Origin of the sequence: Novipirellula herctigrandis (assembly GCA_007859835.1) — a bacterium.
Taxonomy (GTDB): Bacteria; Planctomycetota; Planctomycetia; order Pirellulales; family Pirellulaceae; genus Novipirellula_A; species Novipirellula_A herctigrandis.
In genome coordinates, this window is record SJPJ01000001.1 from 8,232,376 (window position 1) to 8,258,647 (window position 26,272).

Sequence of the window (26,272 nt, forward strand, 5' to 3'; positions counted from 1 at the left end):
GGGCGGAACCGGAGCAGGTTGGCGGCCACGCCATGCAGACTCCAGCCTGATGAAACCGGAGCGAGCAAGAACAATGAAAAGTTTGCACCGGCGTCGGCCTCCGGTGCGCACAAACTAGTCGCCAGAAATTGCTTTGGTCTCCACGACCTACAGCAAACTGCGGATCCTGAAACTAGCTTATTCATACGCACTTCGCGAGGAGAGTGGCAAACGATTGGCTAAGGAAATCCTCAGCTAATTCTACGTTCGCTGCCCGTTAACTATCGTTGCCCGGAGCGTCCACCCGATGCCGTAGCCAGATTCCCTATGGTTGTTGGGCCGTAGATGTCACGACCGAACGGAAACGCTAGAATACAGCGAGCTGCCCAAGCCTGGAGGCGACTTGCACAGTCCATTGTCTTCTAGGCCAACAAATTTTCGCATCAACTTTTTCGTTTTCTCAACTTTCGTGAGGCGACACGCATTGCAGGAATCTGGACACTATTCGATTGCTGGATTCTTTTTCCAGTTGCTCGCTTCAGCGGATGATGCTCTGAAGCTGTATTTCACGAATACAGATCCGAATGAATTGTCCGCAATCTTCACCTTGGAAAAACTTGGCCAGGATGGAATCATCTCGTATCCCAACAACCATCGCTTGCGGATGATTCAGTACAAGTACTCAAGTACCGGAAAACATCTGGAGCCGACTGATCTCCGAGATATTTTGATTGCTTTCCGCCGTAGCACTTTGGCTGCCAAGGTGCAGCCAGCCGACATCGACTGCTATTTGACGACGAACCGACCTTTGAGCGAAGCGACGAAGAAGTGGTTCGATGGAAACTCTGCGAAGAAAATGACAGGGCACCAATTCAGGGATCTTTTGCACGATGGAATCGAAGCCAAGACCAAAAAAACGCTTCCGTTCACCAAATTTCACACTGTATTTGATTGCTTGAAATACGATCGACGCGACCTAAATGCAGCCAAGTCCGAAATCGAGTCAGTGGCCAACAGCCACGGGATGAAGGAACACGAGTTAGCGATTGGCATCAACAACCTGATCGGACTGCTAACCGGAATCGCTTCCTCCACCACACGAGACTTAAATCGTCAGCAACTGATTGAAGCTCTCGTTGGCCGCACAGATCCCCTGAGTTTGACCTGCGATCGGTCAGCCGAGATTCAGAAGAAAGCAGTTCTCTCTTTCAAAAAGATGCAAGGTGCAGCCGAAACCACTCTTCATCGAGGCATTGTATCAGAGATTGCGAAAGCGGCTGCGCTGCACCCATTCATTGTTGTTAAAGGTGAAGGAGGCTGTGGCAAAACCGTGACGGTTTGTGATTCGGCCATCGAAAATTTGGGAACGAGAGGTGTTCCGCCTGGTTTCGTTTTGATTGTCAAAGCCTACCAACTCAATCAAACGTCCGTGCAAGATGCGGTACGAAGGTGGCGCAACCAGAACGAGAACCCGGATCAACTTGCGTGGGATGAGACGATGAAGCGATTGGAGAAGGCCAATTCGCAGCGGCCAGTTTTGACACTGTACATTGACGGAGTCGATGAACGGCATGGTCGACAAGGGTTGCCAACCAAGGCTCGCAACTTTCTATGCGAACTGATATTTGCAGCGACAGAGTCGAGCCGTAACGGAATGCCGACCTTCAGTGTTGTTCTTAGCTGTCGTAGCGAGAGCGAGTTGAGCGGTCTTGGTGGCGGCGGTTTTCCATTTTCGGAAAAGCCATTCCCCTTCTCGGTCTCGGAGTTTACTAACGGTGATCTGTCCAGACTCGCAAGTGAGCTCAAAAGTTGTCCCCGTGCTGGACGCCGGATCAGGGACCACCTCGCCACACGACAGACGAGACGCGGCGTAGCTCCCTCAACCGAAAAACCGGTTCATTTAGATCGGATTGACATCATTCGCCACCCCGTATTTTGGCGATGCTTCACCCTATTGAGCGTTCCCGAGCAACACTCATTCTTGGACGGCACAGCCGAATCACGAGACGCGATTGCACTGTCGTACGTTCGTTGGTTCTTCCAAAAAGTAACCGATCGCATTGGAGATCTACCGCTCAACGCAGCTCAAGTTGCGATGAAGGAATCGGCTAAACGCTTTCTTGCTGGCAACCCATCTCGGGAAGCTGATTTGAATGACGACTGGCTTGTTCCCTGCGATGCAGTCAAGTGTCCTCCGACCCACCAGATGCCGATCTTTGATGAAGCAGTGTCCGCCGGTCTAATTGAGCATGAAAGTGGCGGTAACAATCGAAAGTGGCGGTGGAATCGTCCTTGGCTTTGCGAGTATTTTGCAAGGGAGAATATCAATGGCTGAGCAAAGCCCCGAAATGCTGGAAGCGCAACATCCTTTCGATCAACGATTGGAATCCGCGAATACATTGGACGAAGTCCGACAACTATTTCTTGATGTTTTCGAGGCACGAGATGCTGTCGGGGGTGGTTACGCCATCGACTATGCCAACTCGCTTTGCTCTGCGGCAGCCAGTGCGACTCGTACCCATCCCGAAGTCGTCAGCGAGTTGATCGACCGGCTAGTTTTACCGTTTGTTGAGTTAAGAAATGACTCGGATGATAAGTCGTTGCGGTTTTCGATCGACCAAGACTATTTGCGAAAGAACATCAGCCAATGGATTTACCAATACTCCTATGACGAGATGTGTCTGGTTCGTGCGTCAGTGTTGACCGTATTAGAGGAGAAACTGCGAACCAAGCCTCAAGATTGTTTTTTCTGGTGCATCTCCCGGATTGGTTACCGAAGTTCATCAATCGCAACATTACTTTGGAAGATGGCTAACGGCAATGGTCAACATGCGGCGATCGCAGCGAGAACGCTGATCGCGACCGGACTCGACGAAGCGGAGCGTGATCTGATTCTCGATCGAGTCCAATCCAAGTTGGGAAAGCTGCGATTCGTAGAACTAACCGAGTTGGCGATCCAGGAACTAGTGGGCCCAAAGCGAATGGAGATTGCCATGCATTTCCTCGATCACGTATTTCGCCAAAAGGAGAGCAAGCGACGCTTGGGACAAGGTTTGGCCATCAGCGTCGTAACGCGGGCAGTCGACCGATGTGACGACGACGCCAAAACCCATGATGAAGTTTGGTCGTTGCTTAGCAAACGTGGAGAGGAGGTCTCTCAATCCGGCGAGTACGGCTTCCGGTGCAACTCAGCGCAAGTCGTCAATGACTATTTCGTTAGCTTTGCCGCCGAAATGCAACAAGACAATGCGGAGCGTGGTCATCTCAACTACATCTACCTGTCGCGGTTGCAAGAGTTGGTAAAGCCAGCTCATCTGCGAGGGGCGCGAAAATTCAAGAATCAGGAGGTATCCGAATGGTTGGAGAAAATCGCAGGTCGTGACACAGGTCACCATGGGCAGTTCACGACGACTAGCTCTGAACTTAAACCCTTAGCGATGGCGGCGTTGCTGGAATTGGGCTTCCAACCGGATCAGGCGTTTATTGCGAACGCGGTTGCCCGTGAGTCTAGCGGTTTCGTTTCACAGGAAGTGGCTAAGCTGCTCGCCTGTAGTCGCATCAGTGAACTACCTCGCGAGATTCTCGACCTTGTTAGCGAACGTCCTGTTGTCAATGTCGAAGTCCAAAGCGACGACACCGCTGCCGATAGCGCTGAGGATAACGAGCACTTTTGCAAGCAGTTGGGCTTAATCGAACTCACCCAGTCTTGTCGTAGTCGCAACGCATTTGAAGCGATGCTGGAGTTCCGCTTCACCTATGAAGGTCGGGTGCTGATGGTGACCATTGAAGCGCTCTGTGAATTGGCAATTGCGAGGATCGAAGAAGGTGATGATGACGTTGCAGAAGTCCTGCTGGAAATCGCACGACATGGTGGCGACAGAAACCATCGTGAGACCGCTATCTCTGTGTTTTGTCGGCTTTGCTGGAGCGGGTATGTACACGGCATCCAGTTAAGTGTTTTGGTTCGACTTGCTCAAGATGAAGGGATCGAGGCGTATATCCGAAGCGAAGTTCTCCAAGCGATTGCACGAACTAAGTTCGAGGTTTCTGAAACAAGCAAAACGCAACTCTGGTCATTGACAGATTCGACCGACGAGACTCTCCGTTGGCGGGCCTTCGAGGTTTTTATCATGAAGGATTGGCTGGACGAGAAGTCAGAGCGGTTGTTGTTGGATCGACTCCAGTTGGCGTTCACTGATGATCAGCTCAATGTTGCCGAACCGGAATCGCTGATGGGTTGGCAGGCTTACTTGCTCGGTGTTCTTTACCAACGGGATGTCGAGCGATTTGCCACCGCAGTCTCGTCCGTGTTCCTTCAGGCAAGAGCGGATGTTTTTTATCAACTCATCCGTCCAGTGCGACGAGTCGGCGATACCAATCCGGCGAAAGTTATCACCGCTTTGGCGTCGAGAATTGTGTCGCTTAACACTTCATACTCGACCGACACAGGTTTATTTTCAGTGTTGGCGGAACTGTCGCCCGATCTTTTATTGGATTTCATTGACTCCGCAAGCTGGCAGGACTGGAGGGTCGAAGGCAGGGCTGCATTGTGCGAAGCCGCAGAGACAGTTCTACGTCAGGTGCGGCCTCGTGACACGCTAGTATGGATGCTCCCCTTCATTAAAGACTCATCGTTCCAGGTTCGTCGATCAGCGTACCGCGTACTATCACGGATTGATCACGAACAACTTTTTACGTCATGTCGGTTGTGGGCTGGCAGCGAAGATCGCGAGTGGGAACGGCGCTCAGCCGAGTCAACGGAGTGGCTCCCCACAACTCTATTCTCGGATGACGTGCTTCGCTCAATGGAGTTTCAGGGGCACCGAGAACCAGCCGTGCGAGACGCTTTTGATGGCGTACTGCTTCGTCGGCGACAGAGACAATGGACCGAAAGTTATACGGAGAAGCTCTTTTCGTTTTGCCGAAGTGAATCGTTCGATGTTGGCGAAGCACTACGGCTTGCGAGGGCAATCGCGAAACTTGGTGATGACGCAACGCTAACGCAGATCAAACAGTTTGTTGAATCATCATCGCTGTCGATTGGTGCAAGAAACATACTCAAACGAGCCAAAAAACAACTCGAAAAACAGTGGAAACAAACCACGGCAAAGTGGCCTGAACCGTGGTCGCATGAAGAGGGGGAAATCGACTTGGTAGACGGTCTTTTTGTCTTGGAAGATGGCACCAAAATCAGCGGCGCAATGACTTTGTGGCGAAAGCACCGCTACGACCAGTCCGAAAAATACTCATGGGGCGGGGTCGCCGTGGACCTATCGGGCAAGCTTGGGTTTCATCGCGAGAGCAGAGAAGTGCGTCTTGAAATCGCTGGTCGTCCGACCTCGGAGATATTGATTGGGATCGTCCAGTCCAGTTCTTGGAAAGGAACCGCAGTTCAATTCCACGGCCAGTCCGCGTATCCAGATCGTCCTTTAGCAACAACGAGGCAATCGGCCATTTTTGATCAAGTGGTCAAACTTTTTGGAGAAATGGAACTTGGCTTGACGTCGGAACAAGCCGATCGCGTCGCGAACCGAATTCAACCGATTTTGGAAGCGTCTGATTTAGCCGCCATGCTGAAGCCGAACGCGAGTCATTCGGAACGGAGTCTGCTTCATCAGGAAGTTGGCACGATCCTTCATGCGATTGGAAGAGAGCTACGAGACATTCCAATGTGCGGAATCGTCTTATGGCAAATTGCTAGTCGCCTGTTGGCGTTCGAGTCGCTCGAACTGCGGCTAATACCGTCTGAATTTGACCGGTTTGTGGCCCTGGTGACTGGCGAAGATGAGAATCCACCGGATGAATTGCTGCTTTGGCTGCGCCAACATGCGATGCCCAGTGACAGCGCCGAGATCTCCGCTCAAAGCTTGCGCAACGATTGACGCCTACGCGGCTCTTTGGCTGACATTCAGAAACTGATTGCCACAAAGTGCTACTGCTAGTTGCGTTCGCTGAGAATCCGCGACGCAAGCATACCCCGTGTCAAAGCGATTTTGCCAAATGTGCCTTCGATCCTCTGGAAGTCTCGCCAGTGCAGCATCGAGTTCGCCATCGGAAACTAAGAGGCTTTCCTTCAAAACGTCCGATTTTGCCGGCAATTCAGCGAGAATCGCGTCGCGGTAATCACAGAATCCTGAGTATTCAGTTGATTCAGTATCTTGCTGCCGCATTGTGACCGTACTCCCCAGAATTAGTTGGAAACCTATTGGTAAATAGACGATCGCCAAGAGCCACGTCCAGGCCATTCTTCGATTTTTTCGCTATCGCGGCATTCGGACTCGATGGGTTTGATTCTTCGAGTCGGGTTGCATGGCGACCCAAGCCTAACCCTCCCGATTTTGGATAATGTTCGTCCAGTGCCTGGCGACTTCGTCGACGCGGGGATTCAATTTTCCGCCCCAATTGAGTGCCGAAAATCGGACGAGTGCGAAAATGGGACGGAGGAAATATTTCGGCTTCACGGAGGTAGTCGGCTAACAAACGCTGCGCGCTCCGGTGGCCGACACCGGAGCCCACGGCGATCTCAAACAGGAAACACCGACGCGAGTTTCCGATTTGATCAACTCTCCGATTGGTGCCAGCCATTGAAGGTCGACCAAAAGAGACGTGGGTCTTGAAGGGACGCATGGAACCGGCAACGCCCGCTGTCCGCTTTGATTCTCGGAACCTATTTGAGAAAACTGAAAAGGAGCGTGCCGACGGTGATGAACCCCAGGATGACCACCAGCAGGTTTGGCATGATCTTGAACTTCTTCAGCAACGAGGGGCCAAACTGGCCAATCAACAGTAGCGAAACAACCATCCCTAGAATCGCCCCTGCTGTGATGCCTCTCGCCATCAGAAACGCCGAGAGCAGAAGGAGTCCGCCAGTGATGCTGCCTGCGATCAAAGAAGCCTTGCTGGCAGCTTTGACATAGCCCATGACTCCTCCAAAGACGACAAAAGCTCCAAAGATTGCTGTCACGATTACCGGAAAGTCCACACAAGTCTCTCTAATTTGGATCGCCAAGTTCTGGCAGAAATGATTCAGCGGATTCGAACACAGATCCATCCACTCAAGCCGCCTTTCGCCGAATTGTAATGAGTCGCCCCCAATGTGCCAGCCACGAATGGCACCTCCGAGTATTTCGTACGACTCCCACGCAGGACTCAAAGCTGCGTCCGGATGGAGGGAACCTGCTGAAACAGAGTCAGGTTCTAGCCGCCGTTGTTTGCCTTGGAAACGCCACTTGTCCCAATCACTGGCGATCGCAAGTTTTTGACCGCGAAAGGTCTACGATCCACCCTCAGCCGCTCAGATACGCTGTTGTTTTCGTGACAGCGGGTGCATCGTCCTCAGCAGCTCGCGTTCGACCGAACCTCGCATCGGTGAATTCAACATCTGCAGTTATAGATCGCGCTGAGTCAATCGCGTCGATGCACGCCAGGAAACTGAAGCGTGATGCCGTTGCATCGCCTGAAAGGGGCGATAGGATTGGAACACTGCTAAACGGTTCCCAATCAAGACGCTACGGAACGCGATGGTCTAAGACGCCGAGACCCTCGCATTCGTTTGAACCGGCAAGAAGAGATGAAAGAACAGCGTAAACGGTTGCTACTCAAGGAGAAACAGCCAGCCACGAATCGACGTAGCTGGCTGTTTTGAATTCAAGTCGGGGCAACCAGACACGGTTAGAACTTTTTTGTCGCGGTATTGTCGAGCTGCAAACATCGCAACCTTTTGTGTGCAGTCATGTTGCGGCGGTATTTCCGTAATCTGTTTGCAGAATCAACATGCTCAATTGGCACGTTCGGCTTCGCGCATCGGTCGAAACACCGATGCGTGCAACATCGGTTGGCGAAGTTACTTGGGCGGTCCGCCACCTGGCGCAATTCCCAAGCACCTCCCGTGGTCGGGTTCGTCGTGTGAAGATTCATGTGATCTCGCCAGTTGAGTATCACTTGACGACAGATCATATATCATTCATGATCTATGGAGTCATCTCGACTTTCTGTTATTCTTTCACGATCGAGGAGCCCAGTCTCATGAATCTGGCCCGTCTTTCGGTACCTGAGCAAATCCGCGAGGTCCTTTTGCAGCGAATAGGGTGCGGCGAAATCGCGCCCGGGGAACGCATCGTCGAAGGCAGATTGACAGAGGAATTTGCGGTCAGCGCTATCCCGGTGCGCGAGGCGATCCGCGCACTCGTCGCCATAGGAGTCCTCGATTCCGCCGCCCACAAAGGAGCCTGGGTCCGGGAAGTGTCGGCGACCGAGACCATCGAGGCGTTCCAGGTCCGCGCTGCTCTGGAGTCTCTTGCGGCGATGACGGCCGCGAACGCGCTGCGCGGAAATTGTGGCGAGCTTCGAAAGGTCTGCAAAGCGATTGTGGCGGCAGCCCGGCGACGCGATTTCGACGCCTATCAGCGTGAGAATCACGCGTTTCATCGCGCGATCGTACAAGCGTCGGAGAACGGTGTGCTGCTGCGTGTCTGGGAGTCTCTGGCCTTCGAGGTTCGCACCCGTTTCGCCTTGGAGTTTCTCAAGACTGTTGATTTTGTCGCTATCGCTCGTGAGCATGAGTCCATTGTCGACGCCTTGGACGCCGGAGACGCGCAGCGGGCAAGTCAATCGCTCCATTCGCACTCAGGTCATTTGGTCGACTACCTGCGTACTGAAGCTGCCGAGCGAGAGCAACTCGCGGGCAAACCGACAACGAAGAAAACTACCTCATCGCCAAGTCGGGGCTGACAAGCCAGTCAAGTTCAAGACCTACTGCAGCTATTTCGAATTATGAAGCTTGTCGATTTAGTGACGCTGCAGAGGTGGGATAGGCTTCCAGCCTGTCATCGATTTGGCAATTGACAGGCTGGAAGCCTATCCCACTTCAAATTCGACAGACCGTTGGCTCAAACCCCTGGATAAGGAAAAGATAATGCGTACGACATTGGTGTTGGCAATCGTGATGTTCTGCGCTGGTGCCCCTTTCGCATTCGCTCAGGAGTCGAAGCTCAGCGAGAAGCGAAAGGCCCAGCTCATCAAACGATTCCCTAAATCCGACGCCAATAAGGATGGTGAGCTAGACGACACCGAGTTACGCGCCTTGCAAGCCGTCTTCCAAGCGAGGCGAAAAAATGCCAGTTCAGCGCCTGCTTCCAGTGGCAAGCCGCAAGCGAATACGATTGCCGACAAGTGGAAGACGGTCGGCTTGCAGCAGGCGAACACCATGGGCGGCGGTGAAGCGGCGATCCCGAACGGGGGGAAGTTCCGCGTGTTCGTATTGATGGGACAATCCAACATGCAGGGCGCCGGGCGGGCGAACGAGTTGCAGTCGCCCTACACGGAAAAGCACGATCGCATCCGAATCTGGGCCAACGGAAGATGGGAATACTTTGTGCCGACCCATCGATTTGGGCCGGGCGTTTCGTTCGCGCATCAGCTTGCCGCTTTCTGGCCAGAAGACACGATCGGCATCATCAAGGTTGCGAGCGGTGGAACCGGCATACGCGCCTTCGAGAAGAAATGGTCCTTTGAACGGGCGAATCTTACTTTCGATGGAAAGAAGGGATCGCTGTACAAAGACCTGATGAACGCGGTTGCCGAAGCAAAGCGAATTTCAAAGCCCGAGTTTTCGGGCTTTATCTGGAAACAGGCGGCCGCGGACGGAACGAAGAAGGTGCTCGCCGATGGGTACTACGACACATTCAAGCTGCTCGTCTCGGACCTGCGCTCTGATCTGGGCACCCCAGACCTGCCGGTTTTTATACCGTCGTATTTGAATGACGAGGGACTGCTCAAAACGGCGATGGCCCAAATGAATGACGAGGAGTTGCGCAAAGTCAAGAATCCGGCGGGGACACCCTTGGTGAAAACGGATGATCTGCTCCGAGGCGTGTTGGCGCTCGTGAACGAGGCAAGTATTTCCGAAAGGAGAAAGGCTGCTGGCAAACGCCCTTACGTTATCCCTGTCATCGCGGCGCAGAACCGAGCGGGTCGCGACCTCCAGGGCGTGACCACGATTTATCCCGGCACGTTGCCCAAAGGAGCCGACGGAGTGCATTACAGCTCCGGCGGCTACATCACGCTCGGAAAGTTCACGGCTTCAGCAGTCGAAAAGTACGTCAGTGAACGAGAGAATTGATCACGGCATTCGATTCACGAAGTTGCTCCGAAACGAAACAAATGCAGACCATTGCGGATTGAGACGAAACATGAAGAAACTTGTGCGGCGGATGATACTGGCGATATGCCTCAGCACGTTGTTCCCGCTGATTTCGGTAGCGACGGTGTTTGGTGCTCAGCGGCCGAACATCATCTTCATCGTGACTGATGACCATGGTTACAACGACCTGGAAGCGACCGATCTGCGCGATGAAGTCAGCATGCCGAACGTGCATCGACTGTCGACCGGCGGCGCGCTGATGACCCAGGCTTACTGCACCGCGCCGCAATGTGTGCCGTCGCGGGCGGGGATTGTCACGGGACGATATCAGCAGCGATTTCGCGTTGAAGCAAACAAGGAGGGGCCGCTTCCCACGACACAGAAATCCATTGCCTCGCGTTTGAAAGGATTGGGATACACGACCGGACACGTCGGGAAGTGGCATCTCGATATCAACAGGGGTACCAAGGGATGGATGGCAAAGAATGGCTACAAGAGTGAGGCGGACATTCCACCGTCGGTCGTGAACTCATTCAAACCGCAAGGGTTTGGTTACGATGAATTTGCCGAGGGCACAGCAACTCGCGTCTGGTCCAACTTCGATGTCACAGGAAAAAGCTTCCCTGCCAGAGAGGTGAACTATCGCACTTATGAAGGCAATTCGCACAAAGAAAAGTACCGCATCCAGTTGCAGACCGATCTTGCTCTGGCTTTCATCAATCGGCACATGGTCGAACCGGATCCGTTTTTCCTGTACCTCGGATACTACGGTCCGCATGTTCCTTTGGATGCACCTACCTCGTTGACTGATCAGGTCCTTTCGCTCTCGAAACTTCAGCAGAAGGGCTACGATCACTCCAGCGTGATGATCAAAAAGAGTGCCAACTATGGCAAAGACTACACCGAAGCCGAGGTTCGGCAGCAGGGTCTGGCTCTCCTGAAGGGCATCGATAACGGCGTCGGAGACATCTATCGGTTGCTGGAAGAAAAGGGCAAGTTGGAAAACACTCTGATCTTCTTCATGAGCGACAACGGCGCCCCCTTGAGCGTCCGATCCTGGGACGGCTCCGTGAACGATCCCTGGCATGGGGCCAAAGGAATCATCTTCGAAGGAGGTTCCCGGATTCCCTACATCGTCCACTGGAAAAGCGTTATCCCAAGTCAGGTGTTTGACAAGGGTGTCAATACACTGGATGCCGGCGCCACCGCGGTAGCTGTTGCCGGCGGCGACCCTGATTCGGACCCCATGCTCGACGGGGTGAACCTGCTCCCGCACCTCACCGGCAAGGATAAAGGCGTCCCGCATCGATATCTGTATCAGCGCTACATGAACACGGCGTCCATCATCGAAGGGAAACTCAAATACATGCGGCACGAGAACGGCGAGGAACTCCTGTTTGACGTCACTATGGAAAAGCCGGCAGCTTACAACCCCGACAAGGATTTTCATGAGGCGGTCAACTTGATTGAAGAAATGCCGGAGAAAGCCGCCGAGCTCAGGAAGGAATTAAAATCCTTTACAAAGACCCTGCCCGTTCCCCATTACTCTGGCGGATTCCATTCCAGTCTCTATGAATTCGCTGAAAGACAATGGGGATTGCGCGAGAACTCTCATCGTTCAAAAGCCGGAGAGTAAGCGATTCGATTCTTCGCCCCTCCGCCACTGTTTAGCTTCCAGAATGTATGTGTGCCCACTTTACTTTAGAAACACCAACCAGATGAAACGTCCACCAACAGTTACCGTAGTGATCTTGCTGATAGCCAGCATCACCTTCGCCAAAAAAACGTGTGGTGACGAATCGTCACCTTCTCGCCCCAACATTCTGTTCATCGTTTCCGACGATCATGGCTGGGGAGACTTGCCGTCGAACTGGGACAAAACCGAGGTGCAACTTCCGACGTTGGAAGCGCTGGCCTCGAAAGGTGTTCGGTTTCCGAATTACCATACCGTTCCGCTCTGTGGACCGTCGCGGGCCTGCATTTTTACCGGTCAGTTTTCGACGGAAAACGGAATGTGGCGCGGCCCGGGCCAGCAGTCGCTCGGATCACCGGGATATCGTGGTATCAAACGCGATGTGAAAATGCTGTCAGAACATCTCTCAGAAGCTGGCTACCAGACCGGAGCCTTCGGCAAATGGCATATGGGCGAGCACGATGGGGAAGTCCCGAATGACCGTGGGTTCGACGAATTCCGTGGGTTTCTGAAAGGAGCGCATCCTTATTGGATTACCGAGGCAAGATCAAAGTTTATGCACAATCGCGAGCCGGATCGCACCTCGAAAGGGCACGCGACCGAGCTGTTCACCGGGTGGGCCGAAAAGTTCATTCGAGAGAACGCTGCCAAGGATGACCCGTTCTTTTGTTACCTCGCCTACAACGCCGTGCACGGTCCGCTTCGCGTTGACAAGTCAAAGCCAGCCTCCGCACCCGAGGCTTGGGTAAATAAGGCCCTCGATCGTGGCGTCAGCTTCTTACGCAGCGACTATGTCGCGATTCTGGAACACATGGATCACAACATCGGCCGGCTGATCGACCTGCTAGATGAACTAAACGTCGCCGAAAATACTCTCATCGTCTTCGTCAGTGACAACGGTGGCTGCACTATGGAAGAAAACGCCGCGGGTGGCAGATTCCCCGGCAACAATGGCCCGCTGACAGGAGGCAAGGCCACAACGTATCAGGGCGGGTTGAACGTGCCGCTGCTGATGAATTGGAAAGGTCGACTGCCGGCGGGCATGGTGTCAGGTGATCAGGTAATGCACTGCGACATCTTTGCCACCTTGTTGGACGCTGCCAGGATTCCCGTTCCACAAATGAACGGCAAGAACCCGGTTCGCGGCATGTCTCTGATGTCGCACATGCTTTCGGCTGGGAAGGAAACCATTCCAGAACGAACCATGATCTTTGAGCTGTGGGGCAACATCGGGCTGCGAAAGGGTGACCACAAACTATGGAGCCAAATCGGGAGGGAGCACTCCCCAAATTGGGCCGCCCTTGTCGCCGAATTGAGGCAAACTGATCTCGCCCTTTTCGACCTTGGCAAAGACGTCGCCGAAAAGACGGATCTGCGAACCGAACTTCCTGACGTTTACACCTCACTCAAGACGGAACTCATCGACCATCTTTCCAATATCAACACGGAGTATCCCGGCGGTGGAAGTCTGAAAGTTCTGAATAAAGAGAATTCCAAGCCCCCGAAGACGACTACCACTCCGACTACGAAACGCCGCTCGCAGGAACAATTTTTCAAGAGTCGGGATCGGGATGGTGACGGAGCGATCACGCTGGACGAATTCATTGGTAATCCAGAGGGGCGTAACGTGCCCGCCCTAACCAAGCGATTCAAGAACATGGATTCCAACGGCGACGGCAAGCTGCACCTGGACGAATTGAACGAGCAAACAAAATGAACCAGCACTCCTCTCGGTCACCATCACATCTTCGTAGCGAGCTCGGAGAGCATACGAACAGTGAAACAATCTCGCGGTAGAGGAGCTTACTCCTTCGCACGCCGAGGTGATCACGCGACTGAAAAGACACCTTCCGAAATCAAACGTTCCCCAGCGGGGCAATGAACCTAAGAAATAAAGTACTCCATGATTTACAAACAATTGAAAATGCTCCCCGTTCTCGTGTTGCTCACAGCGACCATCGCTTCGGCCGCGGAGCCCGATCGCGCCGACGTCGTTGTCATCGGCGGTACGCCTGCGGGAGTCGCCGCGGCCATCGCCGCTGCCCGTGCCGATAAATCGGTGATCATTATCGAGCAGACACCTGGCCTCGGAGGAGTGTTATCTTCGGGCGTGCTGAGACTTGATGACAAGTATGTTGAATCAAATAGCGGAGTGATGGAGGAATTTCGCCAACGCGTCAAAGCCTATCACCGCACAGAGATGGCAGATGATCCTTTGGTGCAGGCGCACATGAAACAAGACCCGCGTAAAGTTTGGAATATCGCTGAGGGGCGAGCATGGGAACCGCATACGGCCGCTCGTGTTTATGCGGAAATGACCGCCGAGCATAAGAGCATCGCGACGCGCTATAACGAAGTGGCCGTGGATGTGCTGATGGAAGGCCAGCGGGTCACAGGGGTCGTCACGCGGGAACGTGACAATCAGGGAAACCTCGGCGCGCGGCATACCTATACCGGCAAAGTGATCATCGATGCCACTTATGAAGCCGACCTGGCGGAATATGCGGACATACCTTACCGCATCGGACGCGAAGCACGTTCCAAAGAAGAGCCTCACGCAGGCCACATCTACACAAACTATTTCCGCAGGGTGAAGGGAACACTGCCCGCCACGATCCTTCCTGAGAGCACCGGTGTAGCCGACCACAGGTCACAAGCATTCACCTACAGAATCACTGCCAAGGATTACGGCCGGCCCGACCATCCCTATCGCATGCAGGAACCGCCTCCCGGCTACGACGCTGGCAAGTACAACTGGAACGCAACCAGCAAGCCGATCATCCCGAACGGAAAATTTGACCTGCTGGGCATCAACTGGGGAGGCGACCTGGTAGGACACGGCACTCGTTGGGTCCTGGCCGACTGGGAGGAACGCGCCAGAATCGAAAAGATCTACCGCAACCATGACCTTGGCTACCTCTACTACATTCAAACCAAAGGAGGCTCGCCCAACATCGGTCTTCCGGACGATGAATTCCAGGACAACGGCAACTTCCCGTATCGACTCTATGTTCGCCAGGGCCGACGCATCGAAGGACTCTACACCTTAACGGAAAGCGATCTGCACAAGGATCTTCGCGGAGACGGATTTCGCGGACCGCTGCTTCCGGATTCGGTTGCCATTGGAGTCTATGGAATCGATGCACACCGTGTGCAAGGCCCCGACGGCCGAAACGAACCACCTTACGGAAAAGGCGCCGCGGAAGGCACGCTTCACCTGCATGATGCAACAGGGCCGTACCAGATACCCTACGGCACGCTGGTGCCCACACAGCACAACGGCATTCTGTTTCCAGTGGGCATTTCCTGCACGCACGTTGCCATGTGCAGCGTGCGGATGGAGCCCGTTTGGTCGGCACTGGGACAGGCTGCGGGCGTCGCCGCCGCCTTGTCGATCGACAACAAGCAGGAACTCAAAGACGTCCCCGTTAAGCGAATCCAGGATGAACTTTTAAGACAGCGATGCATTCTAATTCTCTACACCGACCTCCCCGCAGACGCGCCCGCTTTCACAGCGGCGCAGAAGCTAAGTCTGCTCGGTGCCGTGGCCGGACCTGATATCGATGATTACAACACAGCCGCGAAGTCCAAAGGTTTGGGCTCGCTCGAATTGACAGCCTACCGCTTCCGCCCCAATGAACCGGTCACCATGGGCGAGTTTTCACAAATGGCTGTGAACGGCCTTCAGGTTCCACTCAGTATTACCGCCTCACACTTCACCGACGTACCGCGCGGGCATCCCGCCTTCAAATACATCGAAACACTCTACGATTACTCGACGCAATCCAAATGGCCGTTCTTTGACTTTGAACCGAGCAAGGATTTTAGGACCGCCCTCGCTCATCCGGACGAGAAGCTAAGCGGTGCACAGGCAGTAAGAATCCTTTCCGGGCTGCTTAAGAAGAAAGTTCCCGCGCCTTCCAAGCCAGATGCAAACCTTACGCGGGGTGAAGCGGCGCAGCTCGTGTATCAATATCGTGAACCAGGAGACTTGCCCGATTTGCCTGAAGCTCCGGCGGCGCGAGTCATCCCAAGCGTGGGCGAGGCCTCTACTACTGAGGCGGTCAATCCAAAGACGCTTCCAGGCATCGTCCTCGACGACGCGAATGCCAAACTGAAAGGCGACTGGTCGCACTCAACCAGTTTCAAACCTCACATCGGGCACGGGTACATCTTCAGCGGAAAGAAAGACGACAGGACAAAAGGCGACGGCACAGCAACCGCAACGTTCACCTTCAAAGCGCCGAAAGCTGGACGTTACCAATTGCTCATGGCATATTCCTCTCACGAGACTCGCGCCAAGAACGTCCCCGTGACTGTGACGTCAGGAACTCACAGCAAAACCATCGCGGTTGATCAAACCGTCCCAAACCCATGCGGCAAACCTTTCCGCGCGATCGGCACGGTCGATCTCCAAGCGAACGTTGAAACCGTCGTTCAAATCACAAACGCAGATACGATTGGGTTTGTGATCCTTGACGCTCTGCAACTGCTGCCCATCAAGCAGGAGTCGAAATCGAATGAATAGGCCCGGCACTTCATTCGTAGTGATTATCGCGTTGTCGTTTCAGTTTGCTGCAACTGGCACTTCTGCCGAACAGTCTGACAAATCCAACGTTCTGATGATCTGTATCGACGATCTCACTTTGGCTCGAAACCCTAAATAGGGAAATGATAATGCGTAAGACCTTGATGTTGGTACTAGTGGTGTTCGCCGCTGGTGTCCCTTTGGCAGTCACTCAAGTGGCGACAGCTCAGGAGTCGAAGCTCAGCGAGAAGCAGACGGGCCAAGTCATCAAAAGATTCCCCAAGTCGGCGGAAACGAAGACTTACGAAGCAGACAGTGAAATCACCACGAGTGGCAAACGGGGCAGACCGCTTCTCGGCGTACAACGCTGGGATATGTTCTCCGGCAAGGGAGCCACACAACAACAGGAACTCGGTTATCTGCCAGGAAAACAGGGCTTCCTAAAAGACTCCCAATGGCATGACCGGGCGTCTTTCTTTTGTCGGCTGATAAAGGACGTCGACTGGATCGAGCATCCCGCCAATGCCGGTCCCCTGTGGTTCAACCATCCCTTCAGCCAGCAACTGCTGCAGGAGACCATGGACCAGGAACTCCGCTATGCCTGCAATGCCGGAATTGATTTCTTCGTTTATCACGGACCGGCACGCAAGCTTTACGCTAACGGCTGGGAGCTCAGGAACAATTTCGATTGCCACCTCTCCAGCAAGATACCAGAAGCCAAAAAACTAAACTTCACTTGGGCTTTGTATGCGCACCGAGCCATTCGCTACACACGAAGCAAAGTGGCCACCATGATGGATGAGACGATTGAGTACATCACGATGCCGAACTGGCAGACAGTGATGGACGGTCGCCCCTTAATCGTCGTTTACCATCCCGAAAGATTCCGAGCGGCCCTACAGGTCGCCCAGGGCAAAGAGCATATGACCGGCGCCGGATTCGTGGAGTATATCAGGACGCGGGTGGACGCCGCGGGCCTGAAGCCCCCTTACATCGTTGGTTGCATGGAGCCGAGAGATAGTTTCATGCATGCCGAAACACTGAAGGAGGAGGGCTACGATGCATTCATGGACTACGAGGGAGCCTACGGGGGAGCGGTTGCCAAAAGAGACGAAGCGCCAACCTATGCATCGGCCACCGAGGAAATCCTCAAGACCTGCGAGCAAGAGTATCTGAACCGTGGTCTCCCGTTTCTTCCTCCCTGCCCCAGCATGCATTATCGGTGGCCCCACGCCTTCGATCGCAAGGGACAAGCCATAGAAGAATTGCATCACTGCCAGTGGCCCAGGGAAGGCGACCTTGAGGCCCGAGTCGAAGCCGTTCTTGATTTCGTGGCAAGCCACCCCGAGGACTGCGAGGCGCAGACTGTGATCATGTATTCATGGAATGAACACTCCGGGGGCGGCGGCATTTGCCCGACCATGGGCAAGTCGCCCGAGTACGAACCTGAGACGCAATGGCTCGATGAAGTGGCCGAGGCGCTGGCGGCTTGGAAGTATCCCCCAAAGGACAAGCCAAAAGACGTCGAAAAAAAGAGATGACGACAAAGAGCTTTCTTTCTAAGAGGGGCCTTGGCTTTTCTGCTCTTGGATCGGATGTTGGGACGACGGTAACTCGGATTGCATGGCGTCAGTCCCCTACCGTCAACGCGAAACGGGACCGCCACCACTGAGGGTGACGGTCCTGATGTTCGTATGAAAGCTCCCCGAGTCATACTCCATGCTCCATTCATGAATGGCCGTCGCCACGGTCACGTGCGCGGCCTGGGGATGTTTTCGCGTGCCATCGCCATTCGTAATCGAAACGAGAGTGGCGACAGGATTTGAACTCACCATCTCTTTACGCAGCAACAAGATATCGCAGACGACCAAATGAACGGTCCGAGATCGAATGACTGTTTGAACTACACAGACAGAACTTCAATAGAACGCAAAGCGTTGGCAACAAACGAAAAACAGCTCGCCGCGAATCAACGCGACGAGCTGTTTTGAAATCAAGTCGGGGCAACCAGACACGGTTAGAACTTTTTGGCTCTGAATTCGACGGCTGGCCAGCCCAAATTGCCCAGTCAACACTGGAAGTGGCATGACGGTTAACCGGGAAAGTTACGACGGAGGGCTCCCAGAGGCGGTCTCGATCCGAACCGGGGATTCGTCGAGCTAGGTGCCTTTCGTACCAGGAGGTTACGGCGATTGCCTCACATCGAAATGTTCAAATGGAACTCCATTTCGGACCAAATTCGGGCAGAATCGGAGTCCGCGAAGCTGAAGCGCGATCGCATGCGACCACTACCATGCTTTGCTCGATTCCGGTCAGGTCGAAACGATGGCAGAATTAGCTCGCTTTCTCGGTGTGAGCAGGGCAAGAGTCACGCAAGTGCTTAACGGGCTCAAGTCGGTTCCTGAATCTGTGCATCGGTAGGATTGCAAACCCGCACGACATATGGCAAGTGTCGCCGAGTTTCCTTGGGGATCCTGAAAGAAAAATTCAGAATGGTTGTGACAATCTCCGGATTCGACCCTACTTTCGAAAACGACTCAATTCTCGGAAGATGGCCGAATGCAGCAGGAAACGATTGAAAATATACTCAGTGGAGACCTCGACGCGTACGAAGCGGTCGTCCGGCAATACCAGGGAATGCTGCTGGGGTACGCGGCTAATCGGTTACTCGATATAGATGCCGCGCAGGAAGTCGTTCAGCTGACGTTCATTCGGGCGTATGAGCAGTTGAACGAGTATCAACCGGAACGTGAGTTCGGAGTCTGGCTGTGTGTGATCTGCAAGCACTTCATTCTGACCGAACTCGAACGTCAGCGGAGAGAATCCAGAAATCTGGATAAATTCAGTTACGCCCTTCGGCTTCGTGTGGGCGAGCAGATGGCCGGCGCCTGCGACGATGGTCAGCGGGAGTTGCTTTCGGCAATGCGCGAGTGCGTAAAGACTCTGCAGTCTCAAGCGGCCTTGGCCGTGCGGCTCCGTTACGAAGAGCGGCAGTCGTGTCGGAGCATTGCAGAATCGCTCGATCGGACCGTGACGTGGGTCACCAGCACGCTGAGCCGATCCCGCAGAGCTCTTCGCGCGTGCATCGAGAGTCGTCTTGGTGAGGAGGGGACAACATGAACGAAGCACGACTGCAAAGATTACTCGAAGACTTTCAGGACGACGCACTGAATGAGGCCGAGTGCCGCGAACTCATGGAGTGGTTCGACGAGGACGAGTCACGCGTGTCAGCGTTTATCGATGAACTGCGAGTCGGCAACACGTTGGCGGCACTGCATGTGATGGAGTCCGATCGTATTCCGCTGGCTGTCAAAGACAGCCTTCAACGAGGCGACGTTGCGATCGACATCGCGAGCAACGTGCGTCAGCGCATCGAAAGCCGCACTCAGACGTTGCCCCCTGATGTCGAGCGATCGAATCCGCCACTCCGCAAGTGGGCGCCGTGGTGGATCGCAACGGTCGCTGTGGCTGCTTCGGTTGCGTTGTCTGTCGTTCTGCCGAGGCAACCCGACATCAATGACGGTGATGTCGTCGCGGCGGTTCAGAATGCTCGCAACGTACAAGATTTTTCAGCGGGCGACCAACTTCGATCCGGGCAGGTTTTGAAGCTTGTCGATGGGCGAATTAAAATCAACTTTCAATCCGGCGCCAGACTTGCGATTCAGGCACCGGCGGAATTGAAGCTGCTTGGACCAAATTCGGCGCAGCTTCATCACGGCGTGGCGACGGTGCGAGTTCCAGGCGAGGTCAAAGGATTCGTTCTGGTTACTCCACACCAGCGAGTAACAGATTTGGGAACATCGTTCGGCGTCGATGTGAATAGTACGGGCGACACGGCGATCTCCGTGTTCGAAGGCGAGATCGAACTCGAAGACCATCGGCGTCTCGTTGGCGGTCAGGCGGTCGCACTCACGGCTACTGAAAAATCGCCCCACGAGATCCCTTACGCAATCAACCAGTTCCTGGACACGTGGCGGGTTTCCTTCGGAGTCGAGCAGCTCATCGGCGATGTCCGTGTCGCATCACCGGGTGAGCGACATTCACCGGGACTGGCCCGAGACAGCGATTCGCTACTGCTGTTTCCCGAACGCGAAGATGCCCTCCTGAAGCATGGTTACGTGGTCGATGCAATGGAGCCGGGCACCTACCGTCGTCCGTTCCGAAAACACACCGTGGAGCTGACGGAAGACGTTCGAGTCGACAGCTTCCTGCTACAATACAATCCGGTCCACGATGACGATGTGCCCATGAATCAGAAGTTTCAGGGCGAACTGCATTTTGATCGCCCGATCGTCGCCCTGATCCTACAAAAAGATCTGTTGGATTCTTCCGACGCGCAGCTGGCTCTGCCTGCAACCGACTTCCGCAAAATCTTTCGCCGGGGAATCAACGATGCTGATGTGATTACGTTGAGCGCTGATCGTCGTGTCCTTCACGTTGCTTTGAATGTTAAAAATGGCGTGGACCAGATCCGCGTACTCGTTGCTTCCGATAACAATTTTGATGACCAGTGAGTTAGCGATTATGAACGAAATGTCACACCTGAACCGCCGAAAATTCCTCCAGGGCACCGGCATCGCTCTGGCTCTACCGTTGATGGAGAGCCGGTTGAGCCGGGCAGAGGAAAAACTGGATGCCAATCTGCGGCGTCTCGTCTGCATCGGGAACCACCTGGGGTACTACCCCGGCAACTTCTTCCCCGAGACGTCCGGCAAGAACTACAAGACCAGCCGGACGCTTAAGAACATCGACGCCCACCGGGATGACTTTACCGTCTTCTCCAACCTTGACGACGGGATGACTGGCGGGCACACGGGCGTGAAGGCGTTCCTCTCCGGTATCGGCAAGGACGAGGCGAGCGGGTTCCCCGATAAGAACATGACCATCGATCAGGTCGCCGCTGAGCACGTGGGTGCCGCCACGCGGTTTCCCTCGATCACAGCGGGTCTGGAAAACGGCACGGACCTGTGCTGGACCCGTTCGGGTGTGCGCATCCCGCCGGTCAACAACCCCGCGCGTTTGTTCGAGGCGTTGTTCGTCCAGTCCGATGCCGTATCACTTAGCAGTCAGCGCACCCGACTGACGCACCGGGCTAGCGTGCTTGATGCGCTGCGTGAATCCGCCGGCGAACTTGAGAGTCAACTCAGTGCCGCCGACCGCCAGAAGCTTGACCAGTACCTGACGAGTGTGCGGGAGGTGGAGAAGCAGTTGCAGATATCGCAAGCATGGCTCGACAAGCCCAAGCCCGCCTCAGCGATCGACCCGGTCGCGGACCAAGAGCGCATGCACCTCGAAGAGATCCCGCTGTTCTACGACCTGATGACACTGGCACTGCAGACCGACTCGACGCGCGTGGCCACATTTGAGATCCCGATGGGGTTTCGCACCGCCGAGCTGGAGGTTGGCAGCTACCACGGCCTGTCACACCACAGTAAATCCGAAGAGCGGCTCGGGCAGCTCCAGATTGTCGACGCCTACCTGATGACGCAGTTTGGCTACTTCCTGGGGAAGATGAAGGAGGCGCAGGTCTTCGACCACACCGCCGTCGTGTGGGGCAGCGGGATGGGCAACGGCTCGAGCCACAGCAACCGTAACTTGCCGGTGATCCTCGCCGGCGGTGGGATGAACCACCAGGGCCACGTGGTCTGTCCGGCCGAGGACCACAAACGCGTGCCGCTGTCGAACCTGTGGCTGTCGACACTGCAGTGGTTCGGCGTCGAGTCGGATCGATTTGGTAAGAGCACGGGCACCTTCTCGCCCATGGAGGTGGGTTGAAGAGATTTGTCATTAGTTATTTGTCATTTCTCATATGTCATTGAAAACACGATGCCAAAAGCTGACAAAGCAACTGAAATTGAAGAGCGTTTGATCGACTTCGCAGTGCGCATCATCAAGGTTGCCGATGCGTTGCCGAAGTCGCCGGCAGGGAAGCATATTGCTGGCCAGCTTCTGCGTTCGGGAACGTCACCGGCCCCGAATTACGCTGAAGCTCGCGGAGCGGAAAGCAATGCTGACTTTGTGCACAAGCTAAAGATCGCGCTGAAAGAACTGAACGAAAGCAGCGTGTGGTTACGAATGATCTGTCGAGCGGGCCTGATGAAAGTTGAGCTGCTAGAAGACCTAATTGATGAGAATCAGCAACTCTGCCGAATCCTCAACGCATCGGTCAAGACAGCCAAACAGAAGTAGCGAGAGCAAACATCCAACCGATGACAAATGAAAAATAACTAATGACAAATCCCTCGTCCTTCTTCGCCCTCGTCTTTGCCGTCTGCTTCGCGGCAACAACTCAAGCTGACGAACCAACTTCCGCATTCCTGCAGAATCACTGCATCCGATGTCACGGCAACGCCAAACAAAAAGCCGATCGCCGATTTGACACGCTGCCCATGCAGATCAAAGAACTCGATGACCTGGAACGCTACCAGGAAATCGTTGATCAGCTCAATTTGCAAAGCATGCCACCAGAAGGGGAGCCTCAGCCGACGGCAGAAGAACGGGCAAAAGCGATTGCCGATCTGACACGGCAGATTGCGTCGGCACGGACCGAGCTGGCGTCGGGCGGGCGCCACACCGTCATGCGACGGCTCAACCGGTTCGAGTATCAGCAGACGATCGGTGATCTGCTTTCCCTGAATGTGCAGGCGTGGAACCCGGCCGCGGACTTCCCGCCGGATGTGAAAGTGCAGGGTTTCGACAACAACGGCCGTGAGCTGGTCACGTCGGGCATGTTGCTGGATCATTACCTCGGTGCAGCCGAGAAAGCCGTCACACGTGCCACGCAGTTCGGTCCCCGGCCGGAATCGAAGCAGTACGCCCAGCAGACACCGTATTACTTCGATGGCAAGAACAAGGCGAATCTGCCCAAGCTGTTCCAAGTTGATCGCTTCCGCTTCATTCCCGACACGCCCTACACCGATATGTATGGCCGGCACTACCGCGGCGGGCACATCGGTTTTCGGCCCTTGTACGGTGGCGTGGCTCACAGCGGCATGTACACCATCCGTGTGAAGGCCGCCGCGATTGATCGCGACCACCCCTACGGTAATGCTCTCGACGACTTCCGCAACGGCGACCCACTGGTACTAGAGGTGGCCACGGTCGATCGGGAGGGCAGTGTCGAGAGCACCGGCAGCATCACGACTGAGCGTTCGGAAGGCCTGGCCGAGCTGACCAGCGAGGAGCCTGCGTGGTTCGAGTGGACCATCCACATCGATCAGGGCTTCGAGCCGGAGGTCCGCTTCCGCAACGGCACGACCGCCACCAAGCGTCTGGTGCGTATCATCAGCAGTAAGGCGTCGGAGCACCCAGAGATCGCCCCGTTTGCCAACATGAAAGGCGGGATGGAGAAATCCCACGGTCTGCTCAAGGTTTACCGCGGCCCGAAGCTCCGCATCTTCGACATCCGGGTCGAGGGTCCGCACATCGACCAGTGGCCGCCCGCCGGTCACACGCTGATGTATGGGGATCTGCAATCCGATGACCTGAACCGGAGCACGATCACCGAGCGTCTGCGTGCGTTTGCCGCCGGCGCTTTCCGTCGCCCGTTGAACAGCGGTGAACTGAAACCGATCGAGCGGATGGTGATGGGGAAGCTTGATGGTGGCATGGAGCCGCTGGCCGCGCTGCAGTTGGGGTTCCAGACGATTCTTTGTTCACCGTCGTTCATCTATATGCAGGAGGGGGAGGGCACGCTCGACGGTTACAATCTGGCGTCGCGTTTGTCGTACTTCCTCTGGTCTTCACAGCCGGATGTGGTCTTGCTTCAACATGCCAAAGCCGAACGCCTGTCCGATGCGAACGTACTCGCCGCCGAGGTCGATCGTATGCTCAAAGATCCACGTAGCGAGCGGTTCGTCAATCAGTTCGTCCGGCGCTGGCTCGATTGGGACAATATCGGCGAGATGCCGGTGTCAGGTGAATTTCGTGTGTATTACCGCGACAACCTTGAAACCGCGATGGCGGGGGAGACGACCACGTTGTTCCGCCACATCCTCGATCAAAACCTGCCCCCCAAACGCTTCCTCGATGCGGACTACACCTTCGTCAATCGAGAGCTGGCAGCGCACTATGGTCTGCCGGCGATCGAGGGCAACCAACTGCGCCAGGTTTCGACCGAGGGTACAGTGCGCGGTGGGCTGATGACCCATGGTAGCTTCCTAACGGCCTCGGCCAACGGTGTCGATACCTCGCCGGTGGTGCGCGGCATCTACGCCCTGGAGAAAGTGATGGGGTACACCCCGCCACCTCCGCCGGATGACGTGCCGGAAATTGAGCCCGACATCCGCGGTGCCCTGACTGTGCGTGAGGAGCTGGCTAAGCACCGCAGCATCGCCACGTGCGCCGAGTGCCACCGCAAGATTGACCCGCTGGGATTCGCCCTGGAGAATTTCGACCCCATCGGCGCCTGGCGGACCGAGTACGGTAAGAAACTGCCCGTTGATGCGTCCGGCCAGCTGCCCAGCGGTAAGAAATTCGACGACATTCGTCAGCTCCGCACGCTGCTGATCGAGCGGCATGAGTCGTTCACCCGCAGCCTCACCGAGAAGCTGATGACCTACGCGCTCGGCCGCGAGTTGGAGATCGGTGACCGCCCCAGTGTCGATGAGATTCTCGCTGAACTCAACAACAAGGAAGGCGGCCTGCGCGACCTTATCCGTCTGGTTGTCCTGAGCAAGCCGTTCCTGAACAATTAAGCGACGAGGCCCCTGTCATTAGTTATTTGAGAATAGTCATTTGTTATTCTGACAGTGATGGGCCGAAGGATCATTCAAAAAAAACAAGCCGAATCCAAGCGGGAAAAAAGAGCAGGAATAGTGGATTATTCATGATGCTTTACAGAACAACCGAATGGACGATCACGTTCTTGGCGCTATTGTTCCTTTTGATCGGGGAAACATCACTGCGCGCGCAGGACAACTCGTCGGGCGCCAGGTTCCGGGGAGAGCCGACTTCAGTTGAGTCGACTTCAGCCGAGTTGATTTCGGCGCCACTGCGTGATGTCATTGTCAGTCACACCGATGAGAACGATATCCTCCAACTCTACCGCATGAAGGAGGACGGGACGGGTAGCGTTCAGCTGACTCATTCTGAGCATGGCTGCCGCATGCCTGCCGTTTCGCCCGACGGCAAGAAGCTGGTCTATGCGGAAATCGTGAATCATAGCCTGTCGCTCCAGCTTTCGGACATTGATGGCAAGAACCCTCGAACGCTCATCAGCAAGGGCATGAACCTGCTGCCGTCCTGGATTCCGGAGACCCGCCATGTCGTCTGGATGAAGGTTCAGCCCGGGCAAAAAAAACAGGATCCCGCCAGCAATAGCCAGATCTACCTGATGAACACAGAAACGGGTGAATCGCGCCGGCTATTCATTGATCCGGAGCAAATCAAGTTCAGCAATGCGATGCCCTCGGTCTCTTCCGATGGGAATAAGGTCGCATTTGTATCCAACCGTAGTGGCACCTTTCGAGTTTGGGTGAGCAATTTCGACGGGAGTGATGCCAAACTTATATCGGCACCGCCCACAGAGCAGGACGAGAACCTCAAACTGCCCATCGAGCAAAAAGTTCCTATTTGGTCACCCGATGGAAAATGGATTGCCCACTGGGAAGGCGTGGAGATGATTCACATGAGCCAGTTTACTGGAATCAAAAACCCCAAGCGGGATCAGCAGATCTCAGCAACTTTCAATGTCTGGGTTGTCAGCAGCGATGGCAAACAGCGGCGAAAAGTCGGACGGGGTGATGATCCTACGTGGTCCCCCGATGGATTCGTTACGAGGGCTTTTCCGGATCGAGAAAGGGGCGGTCCCAAGGTCATGATTGAAACCAGATTCGGGGAAGAGGAGCTGGAAGTCGTACCTCGCAATAAAGACTGGGGGAGACTTACGTGGCTGCCGTAGCTCCTGGCCCCGAAATAACGAATCGATGTC

16 protein-coding genes are annotated in these 26,272 nt (G+C 54.9%); 14 read left to right on the forward strand and 2 right to left on the reverse strand.

The genetic code is table 11. The features are described from left to right. The first annotated feature begins 463 nt into the window (after positions 1-463). Complete coding sequence (locus CA13_RS29790) at positions 464-2,314, forward strand: hypothetical protein (RefSeq protein WP_146402863.1); 1,851 nt, start codon at positions 464-466, stop codon at positions 2,312-2,314. Then, positions 2,307-5,861, forward strand: a complete 3,555-nt coding sequence (locus CA13_RS29795; protein ID WP_146402865.1) for a hypothetical protein — start codon at positions 2,307-2,309, stop codon at positions 5,859-5,861. Before CA13_RS29790 ends, CA13_RS29795 begins: the two co-directional genes overlap by 8 nt. A 3-nt stretch (positions 5,862-5,864) precedes the next feature. Here CA13_RS29795 and CA13_RS29800 read toward each other — a convergent pair whose 3' ends face one another. Together CA13_RS29800 and CA13_RS35870 are read right to left on the reverse strand one after the other, a co-directional pair. Further along, positions 5,865-6,149, reverse strand: coding sequence for a hypothetical protein (locus tag CA13_RS29800; protein ID WP_146402867.1), 285 nt, complete (start codon positions 6,147-6,149; stop codon positions 5,865-5,867). 497 nt (positions 6,150-6,646) lie between these two features. After that, positions 6,647-6,961, reverse strand: a complete 315-nt coding sequence (locus CA13_RS35870) for a TMEM14 family protein (protein ID WP_419195004.1) — start codon at positions 6,959-6,961, stop codon at positions 6,647-6,649. Between the two features lie 1,043 nt (positions 6,962-8,004). Between CA13_RS35870 and CA13_RS29810 the strand changes: the two genes are divergently transcribed. The 12 genes from CA13_RS29810 to CA13_RS29865 all read left to right on the forward strand — a co-directional run bounded on the left by CA13_RS29810 (position 8,005) and on the right by CA13_RS29865 (position 26,242). Then, a complete protein-coding gene (locus CA13_RS29810) occupies positions 8,005-8,709 on the forward strand; it encodes a GntR family transcriptional regulator (RefSeq protein WP_419195005.1) in 705 nt (234 codons plus the stop codon). Between the two features lie 184 nt (positions 8,710-8,893). Beyond that, entirely contained in the window at positions 8,894-10,099 is a 1,206-nt protein-coding gene (locus CA13_RS29815) for a sialate O-acetylesterase (protein WP_146402873.1), read from the forward strand. Positions 10,100-10,169: 70 nt separating this feature from the next. Further along, a complete protein-coding gene (locus tag CA13_RS29820; protein WP_146402875.1) occupies positions 10,170-11,756 on the forward strand; it encodes a sulfatase family protein in 1,587 nt (528 codons plus the stop codon). An 82-nt stretch (positions 11,757-11,838) separates the two neighbouring features. After that, positions 11,839-13,530 (forward strand): sulfatase-like hydrolase/transferase, encoded by a 1,692-nt coding sequence (locus CA13_RS29825; RefSeq protein WP_419195006.1) that lies wholly within the window; start codon positions 11,839-11,841, stop codon positions 13,528-13,530. 186 nt (positions 13,531-13,716) lie between these two features. After that, positions 13,717-16,341, forward strand: a complete 2,625-nt coding sequence (locus CA13_RS29830; protein ID WP_146402879.1) for an FAD-dependent oxidoreductase — start codon at positions 13,717-13,719, stop codon at positions 16,339-16,341. A 149-nt stretch (positions 16,342-16,490) separates the two neighbouring features. Further along, entirely contained in the window at positions 16,491-17,882 is a 1,392-nt protein-coding gene (locus CA13_RS29835; protein WP_146402881.1) for a hypothetical protein, read from the forward strand. Positions 17,883-18,900: 1,018 nt separating this feature from the next. Then, positions 18,901-19,461: an RNA polymerase sigma factor gene (locus CA13_RS29840; protein ID WP_146402883.1), complete on the forward strand. Its 561-nt coding sequence runs from the start codon at positions 18,901-18,903 to the stop codon at positions 19,459-19,461. Then, a complete protein-coding gene (locus tag CA13_RS29845; protein ID WP_146402885.1) occupies positions 19,458-20,855 on the forward strand; it encodes a FecR domain-containing protein in 1,398 nt (465 codons plus the stop codon). The genes CA13_RS29840 and CA13_RS29845 overlap by 4 nt, the downstream gene beginning before the upstream one ends. Before the next feature lie 10 nt (positions 20,856-20,865). Continuing rightward, positions 20,866-22,116: a DUF1552 domain-containing protein gene (locus tag CA13_RS29850; protein WP_419195007.1), complete on the forward strand. Its 1,251-nt coding sequence runs from the start codon at positions 20,866-20,868 to the stop codon at positions 22,114-22,116. Between the two features lie 51 nt (positions 22,117-22,167). Next, positions 22,168-22,530, forward strand: coding sequence for a four helix bundle protein (locus tag CA13_RS29855; protein ID WP_146402889.1), 363 nt, complete (start codon positions 22,168-22,170; stop codon positions 22,528-22,530). Positions 22,531-22,571: 41 nt separating this feature from the next. Further along, positions 22,572-25,037, forward strand: a complete 2,466-nt coding sequence (locus CA13_RS29860) for a DUF1592 domain-containing protein (protein WP_146402891.1) — start codon at positions 22,572-22,574, stop codon at positions 25,035-25,037. 170 nt (positions 25,038-25,207) lie between these two features. Continuing rightward, positions 25,208-26,242: a hypothetical protein gene (locus tag CA13_RS29865; RefSeq protein ID WP_419195008.1), complete on the forward strand. Its 1,035-nt coding sequence runs from the start codon at positions 25,208-25,210 to the stop codon at positions 26,240-26,242. Positions 26,243-26,272 lie beyond the last annotated feature (30 nt).